Origin of the sequence: Shewanella vaxholmensis (assembly GCF_031932135.1) — a bacterium.
Classification (GTDB): Bacteria; Pseudomonadota; Gammaproteobacteria; order Enterobacterales; family Shewanellaceae; genus Shewanella; species Shewanella hafniensis.
On sequence record NZ_JAUOEV010000021.1, the window covers coordinates 48,152 to 69,260 of the forward strand.

The 21,109-nt window shown below is 46.7% G+C and carries 18 protein-coding genes; 4 read left to right on the forward strand and 14 right to left on the reverse strand.

The genetic code is table 11. From position 1 onward, the window contains the following. Positions 1–816 precede the first annotated feature (816 nt). Positions 817–2,355, reverse strand: a complete 1,539-nt coding sequence (locus Q4Q46_RS16775; protein ID WP_311889864.1) for a M17 family metallopeptidase — start codon at positions 2,353–2,355, stop codon at positions 817–819. Positions 2,356–2,575: 220 nt separating this feature from the next. Between Q4Q46_RS16775 and Q4Q46_RS16780 the strand changes: the two genes are divergently transcribed. The 3 genes from Q4Q46_RS16780 to Q4Q46_RS16790 all read left to right on the forward strand — a co-directional run bounded on the left by Q4Q46_RS16780 (position 2,576) and on the right by Q4Q46_RS16790 (position 6,590). Then, complete coding sequence (locus Q4Q46_RS16780) at positions 2,576–4,036, forward strand: aminoacyl-histidine dipeptidase (RefSeq protein WP_311906534.1); 1,461 nt, start codon at positions 2,576–2,578, stop codon at positions 4,034–4,036. Between the two features lie 257 nt (positions 4,037–4,293). Next, positions 4,294–4,848, forward strand: a complete 555-nt coding sequence (locus Q4Q46_RS16785; protein WP_006080485.1) for a cache domain-containing protein — start codon at positions 4,294–4,296, stop codon at positions 4,846–4,848. A 95-nt stretch (positions 4,849–4,943) separates the two neighbouring features. After that, positions 4,944–6,590, forward strand: a complete 1,647-nt coding sequence (locus tag Q4Q46_RS16790) for a methyl-accepting chemotaxis protein (RefSeq protein WP_311906535.1) — start codon at positions 4,944–4,946, stop codon at positions 6,588–6,590. A 153-nt stretch (positions 6,591–6,743) separates the two neighbouring features. Here Q4Q46_RS16790 and Q4Q46_RS16795 read toward each other — a convergent pair whose 3' ends face one another. Continuing rightward, positions 6,744–7,676 carry a DMT family transporter gene (locus Q4Q46_RS16795; protein WP_311906536.1) on the reverse strand — a complete coding sequence of 311 codons (933 nt, stop codon included), beginning with the start codon at positions 7,674–7,676 and terminating at the stop codon, positions 6,744–6,746. A gap of 92 nt (positions 7,677–7,768) precedes the next feature. Between Q4Q46_RS16795 and Q4Q46_RS16800 the strand changes: the two genes are divergently transcribed. Continuing rightward, positions 7,769–8,668: a LysR family transcriptional regulator gene (locus Q4Q46_RS16800; RefSeq protein WP_311906537.1), complete on the forward strand. Its 900-nt coding sequence runs from the start codon at positions 7,769–7,771 to the stop codon at positions 8,666–8,668. Between the two features lie 43 nt (positions 8,669–8,711). On the opposite strand, the gene dinB is transcribed toward Q4Q46_RS16800, so the two are convergent. From dinB to Q4Q46_RS16860, 12 genes are all read right to left on the reverse strand, one after another. Continuing rightward, a complete protein-coding gene (dinB, locus tag Q4Q46_RS16805) occupies positions 8,712–9,788 on the reverse strand; it encodes a DNA polymerase IV (RefSeq protein WP_259573136.1) in 1,077 nt (358 codons plus the stop codon). Positions 9,789–9,977: 189 nt separating this feature from the next. Continuing rightward, complete coding sequence (locus tag Q4Q46_RS16810) at positions 9,978–11,981, reverse strand: methyl-accepting chemotaxis protein (RefSeq protein ID WP_311906539.1); 2,004 nt, start codon at positions 11,979–11,981, stop codon at positions 9,978–9,980. A 296-nt stretch (positions 11,982–12,277) separates the two neighbouring features. Continuing rightward, positions 12,278–12,745, reverse strand: coding sequence for a bacterioferritin (gene bfr / locus Q4Q46_RS16815; RefSeq protein WP_311906540.1), 468 nt, complete (start codon positions 12,743–12,745; stop codon positions 12,278–12,280). Between the two features lie 9 nt (positions 12,746–12,754). Further along, positions 12,755–13,228, reverse strand: a complete 474-nt coding sequence (bfr, locus tag Q4Q46_RS16820) for a bacterioferritin (protein WP_311906541.1) — start codon at positions 13,226–13,228, stop codon at positions 12,755–12,757. A 261-nt stretch (positions 13,229–13,489) separates the two neighbouring features. Next, entirely contained in the window at positions 13,490–13,714 is a 225-nt protein-coding gene (gene nqrM / locus Q4Q46_RS16825) for a (Na+)-NQR maturation NqrM (RefSeq protein WP_063884096.1), read from the reverse strand. 11 nt (positions 13,715–13,725) lie between these two features. Then, on the reverse strand, positions 13,726–14,772 hold the full coding sequence (locus Q4Q46_RS16830) for an FAD:protein FMN transferase (RefSeq protein WP_311889855.1): 1,047 nt from the start codon (positions 14,770–14,772) through the stop codon (positions 13,726–13,728). 98 nt (positions 14,773–14,870) lie between these two features. After that, a complete protein-coding gene (gene nqrF / locus Q4Q46_RS16835; protein ID WP_006083934.1) occupies positions 14,871–16,127 on the reverse strand; it encodes an NADH:ubiquinone reductase (Na(+)-transporting) subunit F in 1,257 nt (418 codons plus the stop codon). A 46-nt stretch (positions 16,128–16,173) separates the two neighbouring features. After that, positions 16,174–16,782 (reverse strand): NADH:ubiquinone reductase (Na(+)-transporting) subunit E, encoded by a 609-nt coding sequence (gene nqrE, locus Q4Q46_RS16840; protein WP_006080469.1) that lies wholly within the window; start codon positions 16,780–16,782, stop codon positions 16,174–16,176. A gap of 5 nt (positions 16,783–16,787) precedes the next feature. Then, a complete protein-coding gene (locus Q4Q46_RS16845; RefSeq protein WP_006080467.1) occupies positions 16,788–17,420 on the reverse strand; it encodes an NADH:ubiquinone reductase (Na(+)-transporting) subunit D in 633 nt (210 codons plus the stop codon). Then, positions 17,420–18,208: a Na(+)-translocating NADH-quinone reductase subunit C gene (locus Q4Q46_RS16850; RefSeq protein ID WP_311906542.1), complete on the reverse strand. Its 789-nt coding sequence runs from the start codon at positions 18,206–18,208 to the stop codon at positions 17,420–17,422. The genes Q4Q46_RS16845 and Q4Q46_RS16850 overlap by 1 nt, the downstream gene beginning before the upstream one ends. Continuing rightward, positions 18,201–19,400, reverse strand: a complete 1,200-nt coding sequence (locus Q4Q46_RS16855; protein ID WP_006080463.1) for an NADH:ubiquinone reductase (Na(+)-transporting) subunit B — start codon at positions 19,398–19,400, stop codon at positions 18,201–18,203. Before Q4Q46_RS16855 ends, Q4Q46_RS16850 begins: the two co-directional genes overlap by 8 nt. After that, positions 19,400–20,734 (reverse strand): Na(+)-translocating NADH-quinone reductase subunit A, encoded by a 1,335-nt coding sequence (locus tag Q4Q46_RS16860; protein WP_006083937.1) that lies wholly within the window; start codon positions 20,732–20,734, stop codon positions 19,400–19,402. The genes Q4Q46_RS16855 and Q4Q46_RS16860 overlap by 1 nt, the downstream gene beginning before the upstream one ends. Between the last annotated feature and the right edge of the window lie 375 nt (positions 20,735–21,109).

Below are 21,109 nucleotides of genomic sequence, written 5' to 3' on the forward strand. Positions count from 1 at the left end.
TTTCGGGGAAGTACATTACCGCGCTAGCGGGAAAAACCTGGCATATCCATGCAAAAACATCGATATGCTACTTGAGTCTAAACACGCCAAAAAAGGCGATACAAAGGTTGATGGATGATGGAAACTAAACTTTAAGGAGGGTTAAGCCTTAAAGCTCATGGCGAATAAACCGCCACGCAAAACATCAGTGTTAAACCAAGTGTTCTGCCAATAAAAATGGTTGTTGCCTGTATAAGACATAGTCAATACTCCTAAATTAGTTGTGATTAAGTACTCTAGTGAAGCTTGGCTCGGTTCCCTGGAACTAGAGATTCTCATATCCGTTGAGACGACTTGTCACTCAGGTCCTTGGAGAAAAATATCCATCCTGGATAGACTAGAGAGGAAAGGCATAGCGCCTAATCCACGAAAGCAATTATATGGTTTTGTAGTTTTATTACAACCTTTATTTGTAATTTTTTTAATTAAGGCTTTTTAATGTAATTAAATTACACAATTATAGTAAGGTTAATGGCGATCTGCTTCACATAAAAACAGAAATAACCCTGTAACCATCTAATAAGTAAGATATTACAGAATTATTTCTTTTTGTTACTAGGGCGTGTTGACGTTTCGAGATTAAATTTTGTTCGCTCTGGCAAGCTCGTGATCGCGAAACGAGGAGTGACGTGTAGTTATTCTACTCAAATGACGAGTGACAAAGAGCAAGAGCTTGCCAGACGAACCCTTCGGGCAGCGTTTGGCTGGCATTACCTTGCATAAAAGCCAGCCAACTCGCTGCAAAAATAACCCTGAAACGTCAACACGCCCTACCCGTTAGCGATTGATCAGATATTGATACAAGCCCACCAGCGGACTGGCCGTAGGTTTGCCGTAGAGCGGATCACCTTCTGTCGCACTGCCTGCGATATCTAAGTGCATATAAGCTAAGGGAATTGGGGCTGTTACACCATGGTCAAATAGCCCAGACGCTTTCAGCAAAAACGCCGCAGGATATTGATGCCCACGCGCGGTAATCGATGATGGGGCATTATTTGAAGATAACATTTCAGCAGCGCCTGACACATCGCGGATTTTCGCAAAGTCTTCAGGACGCAGTGTAGACACTTCAAAGGGTTCACCCCATTGAGTCGCCTGCTGTTGTAAAGTCACGGCGCATTGCTGCGCACTCGCCACAGAGTTTTCCACCGCCGCAGGATAACTGCCATAACAACGCACAACATGACCCGTGAGTGTTGCTACCGAAAACATTTCAGGCTTCACTGCCGACACGGCTTTGATACGCAGATGGCTCAGTAAATCCGCCAGCACTAAGCGCCCTTCGGCATCCGTATTACCAATACGCACTCGCACACCCGCATGACTGGTGATGATTTCATCGGTCACGAAGGCTTCGCTGCCTATGCTATTACGCACTAAACCTAACTCGGCAATCACGCGAATTCCCTTAGGCTTGAGCATTGACAGGGTTTTGAATAGCCCAGCCACAGCAGAAGCGCCGCCTTTATCACGGCTCATGCCCGCCATAGAACCGCCGACTTTCAGATCGGCGCCGCCGGTATCGTAAATCACGCCCTTACCCGCGAACAGGAAAGTGCGAGTCACTTCACCCTCTGGCAGATATTCTAATTTCACCACCCGAGGTTGATGACGACCGACGGCAAAAGAGGAACGCGCTACTGCACTGAGCAGCGGATAGTCACGCTCTAAAATATCTCTGTCTTCTACCACTGCGGTTTTGATCACGCTGCCCGCTAAGGATTGCAGACAATAGTCAGCAAAGGCTTTAGCCGACATGCGCTCAGGTTCAGTACCACATAAATCCCGTGCTAGTACACGGCCCGCTTCTAAGGCATTGAGCAAATTGCTGTTATGGGTTGATAAGGATAATAACCCTATGGCCTCAAATGCAGGCGTTAAGCCAGTCGCTTCACGTAGCTCTAAGGTTTGCCACAGCTCTTGACCGCAGGCTAAAGCTGCGACTTCAGCGGCAAAACTAAAACGTGAGTCCTTCGATGGCACTACATATAACAGCGGACGTTTTGCACCCGCCTCTTTTGCAATGGCAATCGCCGCCCTTGCAGCATCGGCATAGACTCGCACGTCCACATACTCATCGTTCACTTGGGTGACAGGCGCAATGATCAAACGCCCTCCTGCAAGCCCTGGGGCGAACAGTAATGTCGGGCTCTTACCCACGCGCTTATCCACGTGGGCACCGTGCTTGGCCAATAAACCTATCTCATCAAAACCGATAGCATCCAGATCGGGCGTTACCACCACAACCGCATCCCAGCCTTCGCCATCAAAAATGGCATTTTCTGCTTTTACATCAACGAAGTTAACTTGAAACATGACCCATCCTTTTTCATTATTGTGCCTGCATTATTCCCGCTCTATCGCCTAATTACCAATCTAAAAGTGGTATCGAGCCCCCCCTGAAAAGTCCGAACTGGAAACTTTGGCTGCCAGCGTAACAAAAGCCTGAGATCCTGAGATTAATTGGTTGCACAGAATGTGCTAGAATGGCCGCAAATTTGCCCTATACCCACAAGACCTTATGAGGGACACTCTAGTGACAGCGTTAAGTCAGTTATACCCACAGCCATTATGGCAATGGTTTGAACAAATCTGCGCGATTCCCCACCCATCTAAGCATGAGCAAGCTTTAAGCCAGCACATTCAAGCGTGGGCTAAAAGCAAACAACTTGCCGTCGTTGAAGATGCCGTTGGCAACTTGATCATCCGCAAACCAGCTACGCCCGGAATGGAAGATCGTAAAATCGTGGTCATTCAAGCCCATATCGATATGGTGCCGCAGAAGAATGCCGACAAAGTGCATGATTTTACTAAAGATCCTATCGAAGCCTATGTTGATGGCGATTGGGTTAAAGCCAAGGGTACAACCTTAGGTTCAGATAACGGTATCGGCATGGCATCGGCGCTGGCCATTTTGGGCTCAGATGATATCAAGCACGGTCCATTAGAAGTGCTACTGACGATCGATGAAGAAGCCGGCATGACGGGTGCTTTTGGTTTACAAGCGGGCATGTTAGATGCAGAGATCCTGATCAACACAGACTCTGAGCAAGAGGGTGAAATTTACATGGGCTGCGCCGGTGGCGTCGATGCTCAAATTACCCTGCCTATGGTGTGGCAAGCGTCTGAACAAAGTTACTCGGCCTTTAGCCTGCATTTATCTGGCTTAAAAGGCGGCCACTCTGGGGTGAACATTCACTTAGGTCGTGGCAACGCCAACAAGTTATTAGCGCGTTTCCTTTTTGAAAATGCCGATGAGTTAGCGCTAGAGCTGACCCAATTTAGCGGCGGTTCATTGCGTAATGCGATCCCACGTGAAGCCAACATCAGCTTTATGTTGCCTGAAGAAAACGTCAGTGCCTTAAACGAAAAAGTCGCTGAGTTTGAAGCGCTTATCCGTACAGAACTCGCCATTGCCGATCCTGATATGCGCTTAGTGTTAAACACTATCCCCACGCCAAAACGTGTGATGAGCGAAAACAGCCAAAATACTCTGATCGATTTGCTGCATGTGTGCCCGAATGGCGTGATCCGCATGAGCGATGAAGTCGAAGGTGTGACTGAAACCTCACTCAACGTTGGCGTCATCAGCACTGACGATGAACAAGTCACTATACTGTGTCTTATTCGCTCACTGATTGATTCTGGTCGAACTCAAGTCGAAGGCATGTTAACTGCATTAACTAACTTAGCCGGAGCCGATATCGATTTAAGCGGCGCTTACCCAGGTTGGAAACCAGATAACAGCTCACCTGTGATGGCGATAGTACGCGAAACCTATCAAGACATTTACCAAAAAGAGCCAGTGATCATGGTGATCCATGCGGGTCTTGAGTGTGGTCTATTCAAGAAACCTTATCCAGACATGGATATGGTCTCGATTGGCCCTACGATTCGTTATCCGCACGGCCCAGATGAGATGGTGAACATCACCACAGTCGGTCAATACTGGACCTTATTATTAGCCGTACTCGAGCGTATTCCAGTTAAGGCGTAACGCCCGAATGTTAGCCTAGCTCACTCAATTGGCACCTAATTCAAGGCCACATCTGCTCAAGTCAGATGTGGCCTTATTTTTTATCGCGCCTTCTATTTGTGTGCAGAAATGCCATTGATAAAATTTTTATGAAAGAACTGAATAACTTGAATTTTCTACTATAGTTGTTCTGTCTAACCCGAACGTATTTTTGCTTGTCGCGCTTTTAGAGATAGCCGCTTTCCCCTTCAATACTGTGACCTTAAGGAATAGAGATCATGAAATTTGGTAAAATCTTGTCAGCCGCCGCACTACTGCTCAGCAGTAACCTCAGTTTCGCCGAAGAAGTCCCCCAAGCCGTTATCGATCTAGCCGATTCACTGATGCCATTAGGTAAAGAAGTGGTGCTGGTGAATGCCGTTAAAGCGCAAAATGCTCAAGGCAAAAGTTTAGATTCGATCAAAACATTAGATGAAAAATGGATCGCCACCGCTGGGATTGATGATTTTATGTCGTCCTTGATGAACAACGAAGCGGCCAAGTTTCTCACCACCTTCGAAGCCAGCCAACCTTACTACCAAGAAATTTTTCTCATGGATAATCAAGGTGCTAACGTCGCCATGACCAGTAAAACCTCAGACTACTGGCAGGGTGACGAAGATAAATGGCAAAAATCCTTCGCCAATGGCAAAGGCGATAAGCACATAGGTCCAGTCAAATTTGACACTAGCTCCCAAGCTTATCTGGTACAAATTTCGATACCCGTCATGGATGGCGATGCCGCAATTGGTGCTATCACCATAGGGATCAACCTCGATCAATTCGGACTCTAATTGCCAGAGAACGCCAGTGATGGGCCGCATCCGCTTTTATTCAGTGGTTATCGCGGCCCTCACCTTTCAGTGCATCAATCAAGGAGGGCGTGACTATGGAATGGTATAAAGATCTTTCCGTTAACCAGAAACTGACTTACCCGAGTCTGCTACTCGCTGGCGTTGTCATCTTCGCCTCTTCAACTGGCATCTTAGGGCTTAAAGCATTAAATAACAGCGCAAATACGCTCGCACTCGAATACTTACCGAGCCAATCTGAACTGCTGCAAGCTGATAAAGAGCTTTACCAAGCGCAAGTCGCCGAACGTAGCCTGATGTTCGTTAACGTCGGCACGGACTCCTATAATAGCCTTCTAAAACAGCACACTAATAGTATATCTCTGGTCAAAGAACACCTTAATCAGTTTTCCGAGGTGACCACTAGTCCCCTCGCAAAAGAAAAACTCAATGAATTAAATCGCAGTTTCGAGGCGTGGAGTACCACCACTTCTGAAATCAGCAATCAGCGCACCCAAAATGGCCGTAACGGTCGCACGACCGCCATTGATCTGAGTTTTGGCCAAGCAGCGACGCAATTCGAGCAGTTGCATCAAAATATTAATCAGCTGATCGATGACTTAAACAGCAACACGGCAGCAGCCGTCACCCAAGTGGATGATGACGCCTATCGTGGGCAGCAGATGCAGTTAATTGCTTTAACGATTAGTATCCTGATCTGCATTCTGTTCATCGTTGCCTTGCCTAAACTCATCAGTAAGCCGCTCGCAGTTTTGCTGGCGAAAATCCACGATATTACCGATGGTGATGGTGATTTGACCGAGCGGGTCCAGCTAACCTCTAAGGATGAACTGGGCGACCTTGCCAATGCCTTTAATCATTTTCTCGATAACTTACATGGCATTATCTCGCAGTTTAAACAATCTACTTCGGAGCTTAATGTCGCCGCCGAAGGACTAGCCAAAACCAGCGCCACGGCAAAACATACCTTGATGGATCAACAGGCGGCCACCCACAGAATCGCCGATGCCAGTGATCACATTGCTGCCTCTGTGCAAGAAGTGTCAGTCAGTGCCAGTCATGCCGCCGATGCCGCGAAACAAGCCGATATCTTTACCGCAGATGGCCAAGAAAGAGTGAAAAAAACCATCAATGTAATTCGAGAACTTGCGGGGGATGTAGGCTCGGCAGAAATGCAAATCAACAAACTCGAACAAGAAGGCCAACATATCGGCCGCGTACTTGAGGTGATCCAATCTATTGCCGAACAGACCAATCTATTAGCCCTTAACGCAGCAATTGAAGCGGCGCGAGCGGGCGAGCAAGGACGCGGCTTTGCTGTGGTTGCCGATGAAGTGCGCTCCCTCGCCTCTAAGACCCACCAATCCACCGAAGAAATTAAATTGATGATCGCCAATGTGCAAAATGGCACCCAAAGCGCTGTGGCGGCAATTAATATTGGTAATGAAAAGGCCATTTCGAGCGTCGAAGCCGCCAGTAATGCCGGTGAAGCCCTAGCACATATTGCAGAAATGGTGAGCCAGATCAGCGAGATGAATAGTCAAATCGCCCTCGCTGCCAAAGCGCAAACCACTATGGCCAATGAGAGTCATCAAAATATTCAACACATTGCCGAACAGTCGGAAGACAGTTTACGCAACACTGATGAAATCTACGCCGCAAGCGTACAACTCTCGTCAATGGCGGGTAACCTCACGGCGCTGGTCAGTCGTTTTAAACTGTAATTTGTCGAGAGTGAAAGTTTTTATATAAGTTACCTTTTGTAAATCAGTGATGTTTGAAAAGTCCCCTCTACCGAATAAGGGAGCATAAACCTGTCGCAGTGATGATCTGAATTCAGGTGCTCCCTTATATTTAAACAGCAAAGCTAGCATAGATTAGCAGCGCTTAACCACTAAGCCTCTTGCCGCGCGTAGGTTGACTAACATAGGTAACATCAACGCAAGGATTACTATCAGCATACCCACCAATTGAATTTCCGTTACCGCCTGCCCCATGGCTAACGCCGTTAATGCCGCAAAAACGGGCACGAGATTAAAAAAGACCGATGCCTTAGCGGGACCAAGCGCCTTAACGCCGTTAATCCAAAACAGATAACCGAGCACAGTGGCGAACAAACCTATGTAGAGCACGCTAGACAAAGCCGTCGTCGACAGTCCAATCAACTCCTGCCAAGGATGAAACTCACCTCGGCCAAGCCCAACCACGGACATAGACACACTGGCAGCTATCATACTCAGCAAGGTAAAGGGCAACACAGGCAACCAATGGCCGACCCATTGCGAACAAATGGTATAACCACTCCACGCCAACATGCCGGCGGCAATCATCACATCACCTTGGTTAAAACTAAAGTTGAGTAATTGCTGCACACTGCCGTTAGTGATCACTAGCAATACGCCCGCCAAACCGCCCACTAAGCTGAACACTTGTTGTCTGCTGAGCCATTCACGCTGTAATAGCGCATTGACAATTGAAGTCACCAGCGGGCTAAGCGCCATAATCAAGGCACCATTGGCGGCAGAGGTATGCTGCAGGCCATTAAATAACGCCAGATTTAAGCCGCCCACACCAATCACGCCTACTAGCGCTATGACAATATATTGCGCCAAACTCAATTTGGGCCAAGCCTGACGAGTAAAAGCGATATATAACGCTAGAGTCACAGCCGCAATGGTAAAACGCCAGAATACGAGGGATTCCCCTGACATCTCCTCCAGCACTCGCTTAGCAATGGGAAACACGCTGCCCCAGCTAAAAACGCAAATCAGTAGACAAACGAATGTTATGTAAGGTGTATGGGATTTCATATCGGACTCTAGGGAGGTAATTGGGATTGAGCTTAGTTTATAAGTTTCATATATTATTAAAACAAACAAGATTGAGAGCTTAAATTCCAAATATGAAACTTAATTATTCCTTAGACGATATGCGCTTATTTTGGGTGGTGGCACAACAAGGGAGCTTTAAGCTCGCGGCGCAGCACTTAGGCATTCCACCTTCAACCTTAAGCCGTCGAATCAATCTGTTAGAACAATCATTAGGCCTGCGTTTACTGCACAGAGACGCCCATAGAGTCAACCTTACCGCTACAGGCCTGCGGTATCTCGAACTCTGCGGCCCGCTGTTTATCGAGTTAAACCAGGTATCCGGTGAGTTGCATGCGGATAAACATCAAGCGGTTGGCAAATTGCGGATCTCGGCGCCCATCAATACAACCTATCGCTGGCTGGGTGAATCACTCAACGCCTTCCAACGGCATTATCCCAATATTGATATCGATTTAAGTCTGTCGAACATGAATATTGATGTCAGTGAAAACGCCATCGATATCGCCTTTCGAGTGGGTGAACCTAAAGATCCCGATTGGATTGCAAGGCCGCTCACCACGATTAGCTTTGTGCTTTGCGCCAGCACACCGGCAATCCAGTGGCATACACTGCAATCCATAGAAGAACTGGATCTGCATCCGGTTATCATCGCTAAGCCCACAAAAACGTGGCGTTTACAGCACAAAAGCACTGGGCAAAATGTCGAGTTTGAGCCAAGAGGTAACATCAAATTAGCCGTCGATGATATGGCGATCGCCAGTCAGGCTGTAGTGGCGGGGCTCGGTATTGGACTATTACCCATCAGCATGGCGAGTGAACAGATACAAAGCGGCAAGCTCGTTCAAATACTGCCAGAATGGCAAGGTATTCCGCGCACAGCCTACTTGATGTATCGCGATCGGGACAACCTGCCCTTACGGGTCAGACTGTTAATTGATTTTATGTTGGCAAATCCACCCGAGGCTTATTGAGCCATTCAGGCGTGAGTCTGCGGCGTATCGACTCAGTAAACAGCTAGAGCGCTAAATCAAGCTGAGTCTGGGCATTTGGGATTTCGGGCACTGCGAGGATAGAATCGGCGAGTCCTACCGAAATACCCAATAGACGAATGCCGCGCCCCTCTTGCCTTGCCATCGCCTGTGCGAGTAGATCATAAAACATCACAATCGAGACTTCATCACTACGATGCTCAATGGTGGTTTGCTTGAAATCATTAAACTTGAGCTTGACCACTTGCTTGTGAATTTTGCGCTCTTTAGCGCTGCGGCTCAAACGTAGGGCTAATTCTTGGATCAATCCCGGCATCACTTGTTGGCACTGCTCTAGGCTATAAATATCCTTTGCCAGCGTAGTTTCAACACCCACTGATTTACGCTCCCTGTCGGCGGAAATGCCCCGCTCATCGATGCCTTGGGAACGCTCAATCAAGACGCCACCAAATTTTCCGAATCGCGCCAATAACTCAGGTTTAGAGTAGGCTTGCACATCACCACAGGTATTGAGCCCAAGCGAGGAGAGCTTTTCGGCGGTGACTTTGCCAACACCGGGAATTTTACGTAGCGATAAGGTTTTAACAAAATCAGGGAGTGTCTCTGGGGTAATCACATATTGGCCATTTGGCTTATTCAGATCCGAGGCAACCTTAGCTAAAAACTTCACTGGTGCTATGCCAGCCGAAGCGGTTAACCCCGTTTCGGCTAAGATATCGCGGCGAATGGCCTGCGCAATCAAGGTCGCCGAGCCCTTATATTGTTGGCACTCACTCACGTCTAAATAGGCTTCATCTAAGGACAACGGCTCAATCAATTGGGTATAACGGGAGAAGATTTCACGAATTTGCAGCGACACATCTTTATAAACCTGCATCCGCCCAGGAACCAAAATGAGATCGGGACACAACTTAAAGGCATAGGCGGTCGCCATCGCCGAACGCACACCGAATTTACGCGCTTCGTAACTGCAAGTGCTGATAACACCACGACGATCGCTGCTGCCGCCCACAGCTAAAGGCTTGCCACGGTATTCGGGAAAGTCGCGCATTTCCACTGCCGCAAAATAGCAGTCCATATCGATGTGAATAATTTTTCGCACGTTGAATTCCTCCAACGCCAAAATACTGTATATAAAAACAGTAATCAAGTGTTCATCATCAATTTAGCGGGGATCGGGCGGGAAACCTAAAATTAAAAGAAGCCTAAGCTCCTTTTGTGAGTGCACTATGAGTGATGCCGTGATTGAGCTGATGGTCAGTGAGCAAATAGTTCACTGACCAACTTATGCTTAAATCTTAAATTGGCCGATATTGCGAGTAAGTGCGCGGGTCATATCCTCAAAGCCTTGCAAGCTTTGCGATAAGTCCTGACTCGAAAGCAAAGACTGATCCGACAACCCCCGCACATTATCGACATTGAGCGCCACTTCCTCGGCCGCCACGGCTTGCTGATCGATTGCTACGGTTATTTCAACCGTTTGCTGCTGAATTGACATAATCGCCGTCGCAATATCATTCAACGCGGTTTCGACCTGAGTCGTTAGCTCTTGCCCCGCTTTCGCTTGCTCAACGCCCGATTCCATCACTTGCTCGGCCTGCAATGCGCTTTGTTGCAAGGTGTGAATAATACCTTGAATGTTAGCGGTAGAATCTTGGGTACGCGATGCCAGCGTGCGCACTTCGTCTGCCACCACAGCAAAGCCACGGCCTTGCTCACCCGCACGCGCCGCTTCAATCGCCGCATTCAATGCCAATAGATTAGTTTGCTCAGCAATGTTACGGATCACGCTCAAGACTTCACCGATTTGCTCTGAGCTATTGCGTAAGTGTTTAATCACTTTCGCCGCCGCAATCACTTGTTGCGACAGCGCTTTCATCCCTTCGGTCGCACGGGAAACAATCTGTGTACCGTCGTGGGCCTGAGTTTGCGCCTTCTGGGCAAAATCATTCGCCCGTTGTGCACTGACAGCCATTTCTTGGCTGGTTTGCGCCATTTGCGTCGCGGCGGTGGCAACCGAATCTATCTGCTGCTTTTGCGATGAGACCGACGACACGGCTAAGTCGCAAATCTGCCGCGCATCAATAACGCACGTCCCAACCTCTTGGGTTAAGCTGCGCGTATCCAACAACATGTGCTGCACTTTCTCGGCAAAGCGGTTAAAGGCATCGCCAAGTTTGCCTAACTCATCTTCCCGATCCATCAGAATACGTTTTGATAAATCACTGTCACCTTCGGCGATATCTTCCATCGCATCCAATAACTTAGCTAACTGGCGTCTAAAGGGCAGCAACATCAACCATACCGTCACGCCCATTAGCAGCATGATACCTATGGCGACCATACTGGCATTCCAGAACGCGGCGGTCACTGGTGCTTCAATCACTTCGTGGGGCAACATAAAGGCTAAGTGCCACTTTTGTTTGGGATAATCGCCGCCCACGGTCACAAAGCTCACCCGCTGGGGAACGCCATTAAATGTAACATTCGCAAACCCTTGCGCTTCCCTTTGCATCTGTTGTCGTAATGCCGAAAATCCTGATGTGTCCTTAAACTGAGTATCCACTTGATTCGCCAAGGAGCCCGGCGGGAAACGCTCGGAAAAACCAGGGAAATACACTAGCTTGCCTTCGTCTGTCATTAAGAAAGCTTGGCCAAAATCACGGTATTTAATCGGTGCCAGCAGGGATTTACCAATGGTATCAATCAAGATATCCATGCCGCCAATGCCAATCAGCTCACCATTCGCCGCATAAACAGGAGTTTTAACCGTAGCAGAAATTGAACCATCGTTCGCATCGACCGCTGGATCGCCAACAAAGAGCCCGGCTTGATCGATCGCTTCCTGCCACCAAGGTCGTTTGTTGGTGTAGTAATCTGGATCGCCATCAAAACGGCCATTAAGGTCAAAGTACTCGAAGGTATTGGCCGAGCCAAAAAACACCGATTTAACATCACTATCGCGATCAGAGAAAGACTTAAAGTAACCAATAATGTCTTGGTACTGGCGATCAGCCGCGAGGTGACTGCCACGGGCGTGATACTGAGTAAACCACTTCACTAAACCCGGCTCGGCAAACACTGAATGGATCACTTGGCCCTTAGCAATAAAGTAACCGCTAATCTCATTGGCTTTTAAGGCAACTAACGCCGAAATATCCGCATCGACCTGCTTTCGCGTGTTATCACTTTCTTTCGTCACCAACAAAGCGGCGACTAAGGTAAGCAGTACAGCAAGCGCACCATCGATAGTAACCACTAACTGCAAACTTAGAGAACGTTTCATATATCCCATCAATCTTCCCGTCTGGCTGACCAACAACTTAACAATATGGCTCGCAAAAATAGTTTTACACGGTAACAATTTTTACCTGTTAACAACAGATGGAATCGCCATAAAAAACGTAAATAAGTATTTGTAAAGAAAGGATATTGAACGTATAACAGGATTCGCTAAATTTAAGGCGGATTGCAGAGGATGAGTTTGTAGAGGCAAAGTTTTACAGTCAGATAGACTATATAGGGATTCGAAAAATAGGAAGCGGTAGAAATAAGATCAGCGAGTTAGCCTCGCTGATCTCGATTTAGCGATTACATCTTAGTTTGCAGGTAGTTTTGCAGCCCGACACGGTCGATAAGTCCGAGTTGTTTTTCGAGCCAATACATGTGGTCCGACTCAGTATCGTCGAGTAACACTTCGAGGATTTCGCGGGTCTGGTAATCTTGCTTCTGCTCACACAGGGCAATGACTTGGCGTAAATCGTCCGCGACCTTGTACTCGTAGGCGAGATCATTACGCAGCATCTCTTCCACATCTTTACCTATGTTCAACGCCTCACGGGCGGCAACATTAGGCGTTCCTTCGAGGAATAAAATGCGCTGTACTAATTTGGCCGCATGGGCTTTCTCATCATCGGACTCATGGGCAATGCGCTCATAAAGTTCATTCAAGCCCCAATCTTCGTACATGTGGGCATGGACAAAATATTGATCCATTGCCGAAAGTTCTCCCGTTAGGAGTCGATTTAACGCATCGATGACGTTTTTATCGCCTTTCATATCCCGCTCCTATTGGTCGCTAATTTGCGATTGAAGATAATTTTGAATACCGGTTAGCAAAATGAGCTCTTGCTGCGACTCAAGCCAATCTAAATGCTCTTCCTCGTCTTCGAGAATGTCTTCCAGCAGATCGCGGCTCACATAGTCTTGCTCGGCTTCACATAGGCTAATCGCATCACGCAGCAATGTAAGCTGCTCTTGCACCATGGCCAGATCGCAGTCGAGCATTTCTTGGCTATGTTCACCAATACGAAGTTTCTCGAGTTGCTGCAGATTTGGTAGGCCTTCCAAAAACAGTACGCGCTCGATGAGCTTATCGGCGTGCTTCATATCTTGGATGGATTTTTTGTATTCGACGTGATTGAGTTTCTCTAAGCCCCAATGTTTAAACATGCGGGCATGGAGGAAATATTGATTGATGGCGGTCAACTCACAGGTAAGCACCCGATTCAGTTGCCCAACCACTTTAGGATGACCTTTCATAAGTTACTATCCTTGGTAAGCGTGAAAAAGATTGATCTAAATCAAGCTTCTAGCCTAGTACAATTTACCCATCAACTCAAATTATCTTTATATTTCACAAACTTAATGATGAAAAGCATTCTCATTCCTGCTTAGATTAACGCGCTATCTCCCTCATAACCCAAGGATAAATTTAATTGGATGGTATAGCTTGATAAGTTTCATGCAAAAAAATAGCCTCCAGATAGGAGGCTATTGTCGAAACTGGCGATTGAGAGAATATTAAATAATACGGTCTTTGGTTAACTTCTCACGGCGCGCTTCTTCAGCGGCCATACGACGTTTACGTTTGTCACAAGGGTCATCACAATCACACGCTTTTTCAATCCCTAGAACACCTAAACCGCCACAGCTTCCCTCGACGGCTTTGCGCTTGATGAGATAACCTATCGACATCAGCAAAAAAAACAGTAATAAAACTACAAATGCCGCGATAAAAGTGCTCATGTTAACTCCAACTACTTAAGGAAAGGCTTGAAGGCGTCACTGTAATAGACTTTAAATCCTTCGCCTTGCTTTTCAATTAGCATTATCGCCAAGTGTTCCTTCTTGGCAAGCTCCAATGATGCTTCTGTACCTAAAACCATCATAGCCGTCGCAAAACCATCGGCAGTCATGCAATTCTGATGCAATACGGTCACAGATGCTAGCTTATGATTGATTGGCAAACCGGTACGTGGATCAATTATATGGGTAAAACGTTGGCCGTCTTCCTCATAATAATTACGATAATCGCCCGAGGTCGCCATCGCCATAGTCCCTGGTGAGATAACCTGCTGTACGGCTTCTGAGCCATCATCGGTCGGTTGCTCTATGGCAACGCGCCAAGAGCTACCATCGCCTTTAGCACCTTTAATGCTCAGCTCACCGCCAATTTCAACTAAATAGCCAGTCGCGTGGTATTTATCGAGAATAGAAGCGACTTTATCAACCCCAAACCCTTTGGCGATTGATGACAGGTCTACGTACAAATGCGCGTTATGCTTACTTAAACGATGACCTTCTATCGAAAGCTCACTAATACCGGTTTTGGCTTTCGCCGCATCTATATCGGCCTGAGTCGGAACCTTAGTTGGGCGCTTATCAGGACCAAATCCCCACAGGTTAACTAAAGGACCTAAGGTAATATCAAGTGCCTTATCCGTCACTTGATATAAGCGTATTCCCTCTTGCACCACTTTGATGGTATCCGCTGAAACTTCAACGCTTTGCTCCAATGGCAATTGGTTGAAACGGGATAATTCTGAATTTGGCCGATACGTCGACATCTGGTCATTGACTAGCTCAAGGGCTAAATCAATTTCCGCTTGAAGTAATTGCGCCGTCGGCATCTGCTCATTCGGCACGACTTTAATGTGATAAGTCGTGCCCATAGTGCTGCCCGCTAATGAAATGACCTCGTTCTGCTTTGAGCAGGCTGAAACAAAAAAGGCCAGCCCTACGAGGACTAGCCAGTTAAATGAATGCTTTAATACTGAGATATTGATCTTTAAGGTCTGAAACATAGTGACCTACTACTCTTATTTGGGCCCTTAAATGCAAAAGTTGCAGATGAGAGATTATCCTCAACATCTGCAACTTTTCTATCTAGGACTAATGAACATTAGCCGCCGAAGTCATCCAACAAGATGTTTTCGTCTTCGACACCAAGATTTTTCAACATGCCAATTACGGCAGCGTTCATCATTGGAGGTCCACACATGTAGAACTCACAATCTTCTGGTGCATCATGGTTTTTCAGATAGTTTTCATACAATACGTTATGAATAAAACCTGTGTAACCATCCCAGTTATCCTCTGGTTGAGGATCTGAAAGTGCCACATGCCATACGAAGTTATCATTCTCAGCCGCAAGGCCGTCGAAATCTTCTACGTAGAACATTTCACGTTTAGAACGTGCACCGTACCAGAAGCTCATCTTACGTTTAGAGTGAAGACGCTTCAGTTGGTCGAAGATGTGCGAACGCATTGGCGCCATACCCGCACCACCGCCGATAAACACCATTTCTGCATCGGTATCTTTCGCGAAGAATTCACCGAATGGGCCAGAAATTGTCACTTTATCGCCAGCTTTTAAGCTCCAAATGTAAGATGACATCTTACCGCAAGGCAGAGTCAGGTTACGTGGTGGAGGCGTAGCAATACGCACGTTCAGCATAATAATACCGAACTCTTCTGGGTAGTTAGCCATTGAGTATGCACGGATAGTTTCTTCATCAACCTTAGATTCAAGATTGAAGAAACCGAAGTGTTCCCAGTCGCCACGGTATTGTGCAGGTACATCGAAATCTGCATATTTAACATGGTGAGCAGGTGCTTCGATTTGAATATAACCGCCAGCACGGAATGGTACAGATTCGCCATCAGGGATTTGCAGCTTCAGTTCTTTAATGAAAGTGGCTTTGTTATCGTTAGAGATAACTTCACATTCCCATTTCTTGATACCGAAGATTTCTTCGTCAAGCTCGATTTCCATATCGTTCTTAACGTTAACCTGACAAGAAAGACGACAACCTTTACGGGCATCACCTTTGCTGATGTGGTCAAGTTCCGTGGGCAGAATATCGCCGCCGCCAGACTTAATCACCACGCGGCATTGGCCACATGAGCCACCGCCACCACACGCACTCGATACGAAGATACCGCTGTTAGCCAAAACGCCTAACAACTTACCGCCCGCACCGGTTGTAATCGCTTTTTCAGGATCGTCATTAATGCCGATCGTGATGTCACCACTAGCCACTAACTTAGACTTAGCGAATAAAATCACTAATACCAAGATGAGGACAATAGCAGTAAACATACTCACACCGAGGTAAACCTCGAGCGGAGTAGATTTAAAAATACCAAGAATATCCATTAACTTATCCTTAGAAGGTCCAATTCAAGAAGCCGTTATGTGTCTCTTACAGAGACACACCAGAAAACGACATGAAACCTAAGGCCATCAAACCAGCGGTGATAAAGGTAATCCCTAAACCACGTAGGCCGTTAGGCACGTCGGCATACTTCAGCTTCTCACGGATACCGGCCATCAATACGATAGCTAATGCCCAACCCACTCCTGAGCCGAAACCAAACACCACACTCTCGCCTAACTTGTAGTCACGCTCAACCATGAATGATACCGCACCAAAAATCGCGCAGTTCACTGTGATCAAAGGTAAGAAAATACCTAATGCGTTGTACAAAGGTGGAAAGTACTTGTCCAGTGCCATTTCCAGAATTTGAACCAAAGCCGCAATCACACCGATAAAGGTAATGAATTTCAAGAAGCTTAAGTCAGCTTCAGGTGCGCCAGCCCAAGCAAGTGCACCAGGAGCTAGCAGCCCTTGATATATAACTTGGTTTGCTGGGACAGAGATAGTTAACACTACAACTACCGCAATCCCTAGGCCCATGGCTGTAGTGACTTTCTTAGACACAGCCAAGAAAGTACACATACCTAGGAAGAAGGCCAGTGCCATGTTTTCAATGAAAACAGAGCGAATTAACAGGCTAATATAATGTTCCATCGCACTTACCCTTTTGCTTCAACTTGCTCTGGCTTATAGGTACGAATAATCCAAATCAAAACACCGATCAGGAAGAACGCACTCGGAGGCAGTAGTAGCAGACCGTTTGGTTGGTACCAGCCGCCATCAGAGATCTTGTGCAGGATTTCAACACCGAACAGAGAACCGTTACCAAACAGTTCACGTACGAAGCCAACAGCTAACAGAATTGCACCGTAACCTAAACCGTTACCGATACCATCCATAAAGCTCATCATTGGCGGTGTTTTCATCGCGTAGGCTTCAGCGCGCCCCATTACGATACAGTTCGTAATAATCAGACCGACGAATACCGACAGCTGCTTAGAGATCTGATAAGCATAAGCCTGCAGCAATTGGTCAACCACGATTACCAAAGAGGCAATAATGGTCATCTGTACGATAATACGCACACTGCTTGGAATATGATTACGGATCATTGAGATAAACAGGTTCGAAAACGCGGTTACCGCAGTTAACGCCAACGCCATTACCAGTGCAGTTTCGAGCTTGCTCGTTACCGCTAATGCACTACATACACCAAGTACTTGTAAAGCAATCGGGTTGTTGTTGACTATAGGTCCGGTCAGAACCTGTTTCAGTTCTTTAGCGTCAGACATTAGTTGAGACCTCCATTGCGTGCTTTTTCAATGAAACTCGCAAAACCTTCTTTCCCTAACCAGAATGTCAGTGAATGTTGCACACCGTTACTCGTTAAGGTTGCGCCAGATAATGCGTCTACACCGTATTCAGTGCTAGCAACAGCTGGGTTTTTAGTTACGCTGATAGCAATGTTACCTTGCTCATCAAATAACTTTTTGCCATGCCATTTCGCTTTCCACTGAGCATTTTGCACTTCGCCACCTAAGCCCGGCGTTTCGCCTTGCTCATAGTAGACTAAGCTTTGCACTGTGTTTAGATCAGCATCCATAGCAAGGAAGGCATACATAGTAGACCAAAGGCCATAACCATGGATTGGCAGGATCACACTCGTTAATTTGCCTTGTTCATCACGAACAAGATAAACCACAGCGTTATCCGCTACACGTTTCACTGAAGCAATGTCGTTCTCAGGTACAAATGAGGTTTTCACATCACGAGACGCTTTACGTTGATCAAAAGTGTCAGCATTAACACCATCAACCCAAGTACCCGTTTTTAAATCGACCAATTTAGCTTCGATGTGTTTGCCGTAAGTATCCAGAATTTGCGCTTTGGTGACCTTGCCAGCTTTAGTATCGATAAGACCAGCGGCTTCCAGAATGTACTTTTGCTTATCGAGCAGTTTATTTTCTGCTTGAGTCGGTCTCAGTAACACTGCTGCAGTAGACACAAATATCGCACAAATCAGACATAGGCCAACGACGATAAATAAGGTTCTGCCGAACGAATCTTTATTACTAGCCACGGGCAATCCTCCGCTTGATATTTGCCTGAACCACGAAGTGGTCGAACAATGGCGCGAACAAGTTAGCAAACAGAATTGCCAACATCATGCCTTCAGGGAATGCAGGGTTAATCACGCGGATAAACACAGCCATTGCACCGATCAAGATACCGTATGCCCATTTAGCTTGGTTAGTGAATGACGCTGACACAGGGTCTGTCGCCATAAACATCATGCCAAACGCAAAACCACCTAACACTAAGTGCCAGTACCAAGGCATTGCAAACATTGGGTTAGTGTCGCTACCGACAACGTTCAGCAGAGTAGAAATGGCAATCATACCGACCATTACACCGCCAACAATGCGCCATGAAGCGATACGCGTGTAGATGATGACCAAACCACCTAACAGAATCGCTAATGTAGACACTTCACCCACTGAACCTGGAATGAAACCGAAGAACGAATCCCACCAGTTTTGGTTAATTGCGTAATCTAATGTGCCCGCAGCAGCTTGGCTCAGTGCAGTCGCACCTGAGTAGCCGTCAGCCACAACCCATGAGGTATCACCCGACATGTTCAACGGATAAGCGAAGAACAGGAAGGCACGACCCGCTAGTGCTGGGTTTAAGAAGTTACGCCCTGTACCACCGAACACTTCTTTCGCCACGACCACACCGAAGGTGATACCCAGCGCCACCATCCATAATGGGATAGTTGCTGGCAGCGTTAAAGCGAACAGGATAGAGGTAACGAAGAAACCTTCGTTGACTTCATGACCGCGGATAGAGGCAAACAGCACTTCCCAGATACCACCGACGGCGAAGGTCACCGCGTAGATAGGTAGGAAGAAACAGGCGCCATACCACATTAGCGCAGGCCAGCCAGAGTTTGCCGTCAGTTCGGTACCGAACATGCTGAACAAGCTCACTTGCCATACGTCAGGGGTAGCAAAACCAGCCACTAAAGCTAATTGAGCTTGTAAACCTACGTTGTACATACCCACGAACATCGCTGGGAAAGCACAAGCCCAAACCGTAATCATCATACGTTTTAGGTCGAGGTTATCGCGAACGTGGGTTTTGCCCTTGTTCACTTTACCTGGGGTATAAAAAATTGTGTATGCCGCTTCGAATAGGGCATAAAACTTTTCGTATTTACCGCCTTTTTCAAAGTCGGGTTCAATACGTTCGAAAAAATCTTTCAAGCTCATTAGCCTTCCCTCTCGATCGTATCTAAACAGTCACGCAGATATGAACCGTAGTCATACTTGCCTGGACATACGAACGTACACAGTGCGAGATCTTCTTCATCTAACTCTAACGCGCCTAACGTAGCAGCACCGTCAAAGTCACCTGAAATCAAGTCACGCAACAACATAGTAGGAAGAATGTCCAATGGCATTACACGCTCATAGTTACCAATTGGCACCATAGCGCGGTCTGAACCACCTGTACTGGTCGTCATACTGAACAGACGAGAAGGAGCAAGATGTCCTAAGAATGCACGGGTGATAGAATATTTGTCTGAGCCTGGTAATACCCAGCCTAAAAATTCTTTCTCTGTACCTTCTTCTAACAGACTTACTTGAACATGGTAACGACCTAAATACCCTTGTGGGCCAACGGCTGTACGACCATTCAGAACAGAGCCTGAAATCAGACGAACATTACCATCTAAGGCTTCACCTGCGGTTAATTCAGTCATACTCGCGCCCACAACAGTGCGTACGAGTCTTGGCTTAGCCGCTTTAGGGCCTGCGATCGCAATAACACGTTCGGTATTGAGTTCACCCGTCGTAAATAGCTGACCAATTGCTATTACATCTTGGTAACCAATATGCCAAACGGTACGTTTTGCAGAGGCAGACAATAAGAAGTGAATATGAGTACCGACTAATCCTGCAGGGTGCACACCAGCAAATTCTTCAACTTGGGCGTTTGCGGCAGGAATATCAGCGCCAGGCGCTTTACAAAGGTAAACTTTACCGTCAGTAAGTCTTGCTAAGACCTTAAGACCATTAGCAAAATCTTCTTTATGCTCACGGATCACCACAACGGGATCAGCGGCAAGAGGTTGAGTATCTATTGCGGTTACAAAAATACCAGCAGCAGAAGAGTCTACAGCAGGAACTTTGCTAAAAGGACGAGTACGCAATGCAGTCCATAAACCTGATTCGATCAGATTGTCACGGACTAACTGCGAGTCGAGCGTATCGAGTGCAGTGGCATCATATTTAGCAAAGGCAACGCTTTCGTTTCCTTCCACTGCAATGACAACAGACTGCAGAACACGCTGGGCGCCCCGGTTAATGTCTAATATAGTACCACTGGCTAAAGCCGTATATTTAACGCCTAAATTCTTCTTATCTTCAAAAAGAACCTGGCCTTTTTGTACTTTATCGCCCACTTTGATTTTCATCGTTGGACGTAAGCCAATATACTCTTCACCCAAAGTAGCTACATGTTTAATGGCTGGGCCATTATGGATAACTTGCTCTGGTCCGCCTGCTATAGGCAGTTCCAATCCTTTCTTAATTGTAATCATATCCACAAGCACTACGTTTGAAGGAAAGACAATGCGCCGCGTTCCTGCTAAATACTTAGGTTTTAAACAAAACCTACTGCATTGAGCTAGCGCAGATTTATCACAGAAATGCGATCGCAATCACGCTGGTCGCGCGCATTTTACCCCAATTGACTTGGCATCGCCACGAAAATTATAGGTGATTTCAAACCTAAAAAATGGATTGAAAAGAATCATGCGCTACAGCGTTCGCCTTCCGACCTAGTGACGGATCAGAAAGAGAGAATATTACGGCCACTGGGTACTATAGCATTAATAATTAAAGATTTAATTTAGCAAAAAGTCGAAACATCCACTAAACACGGCTTAAATCGATCTTATTTGTTTCAATTGATT

What these genes read in the sequence shown, in the direction of transcription:
- Q4Q46_RS16855 (WP_006080463.1), bottom strand. Translation starts at nt 19,400, where the DNA reads ATGAGCTTGAAAGATTTTTTCGAACGTATTGAACCCGACTTTGAAAAA.
- bfr (WP_311906541.1), bottom strand. Translation starts at nt 13,228, where the DNA reads ATGAAAGGTCATCCTAAAGTGGTTGGGCAACTGAATCGGGTGCTTACC.
- Q4Q46_RS16790 (WP_311906535.1), top strand. Translation starts at nt 4,944, where the DNA reads ATGGAATGGTATAAAGATCTTTCCGTTAACCAGAAACTGACTTACCCG.
- nqrE (WP_006080469.1), bottom strand. Translation starts at nt 16,782, where the DNA reads ATGGAACATTATATTAGCCTGTTAATTCGCTCTGTTTTCATTGAAAAC.
- Q4Q46_RS16845 (WP_006080467.1), bottom strand. Translation starts at nt 17,420, where the DNA reads ATGTCTGACGCTAAAGAACTGAAACAGGTTCTGACCGGACCTATAGTC.
- bfr (WP_311906540.1), bottom strand. Translation starts at nt 12,745, where the DNA reads ATGAAAGGCGATAAAAACGTCATCGATGCGTTAAATCGACTCCTAACG.
- nqrM (WP_063884096.1), bottom strand. Translation starts at nt 13,714, where the DNA reads ATGAGCACTTTTATCGCGGCATTTGTAGTTTTATTACTGTTTTTTTTG.
- Q4Q46_RS16775 (WP_311889864.1), bottom strand. Translation starts at nt 2,355, where the DNA reads ATGTTTCAAGTTAACTTCGTTGATGTAAAAGCAGAAAATGCCATTTTT.
- Q4Q46_RS16810 (WP_311906539.1), bottom strand. Translation starts at nt 11,981, where the DNA reads ATGGGATATATGAAACGTTCTCTAAGTTTGCAGTTAGTGGTTACTATC.
- nqrF (WP_006083934.1), bottom strand. Translation starts at nt 16,127, where the DNA reads ATGGATATTCTTGGTATTTTTAAATCTACTCCGCTCGAGGTTTACCTC.
- Q4Q46_RS16785 (WP_006080485.1), top strand. Translation starts at nt 4,294, where the DNA reads ATGAAATTTGGTAAAATCTTGTCAGCCGCCGCACTACTGCTCAGCAGT.
- Q4Q46_RS16830 (WP_311889855.1), bottom strand. Translation starts at nt 14,772, where the DNA reads ATGTTTCAGACCTTAAAGATCAATATCTCAGTATTAAAGCATTCATTT.
- Q4Q46_RS16800 (WP_311906537.1), top strand. Translation starts at nt 7,769, where the DNA reads ATGAAACTTAATTATTCCTTAGACGATATGCGCTTATTTTGGGTGGTG.
- Q4Q46_RS16860 (WP_006083937.1), bottom strand. Translation starts at nt 20,734, where the DNA reads ATGATTACAATTAAGAAAGGATTGGAACTGCCTATAGCAGGCGGACCA.
- Q4Q46_RS16795 (WP_311906536.1), bottom strand. Translation starts at nt 7,676, where the DNA reads ATGAAATCCCATACACCTTACATAACATTCGTTTGTCTACTGATTTGC.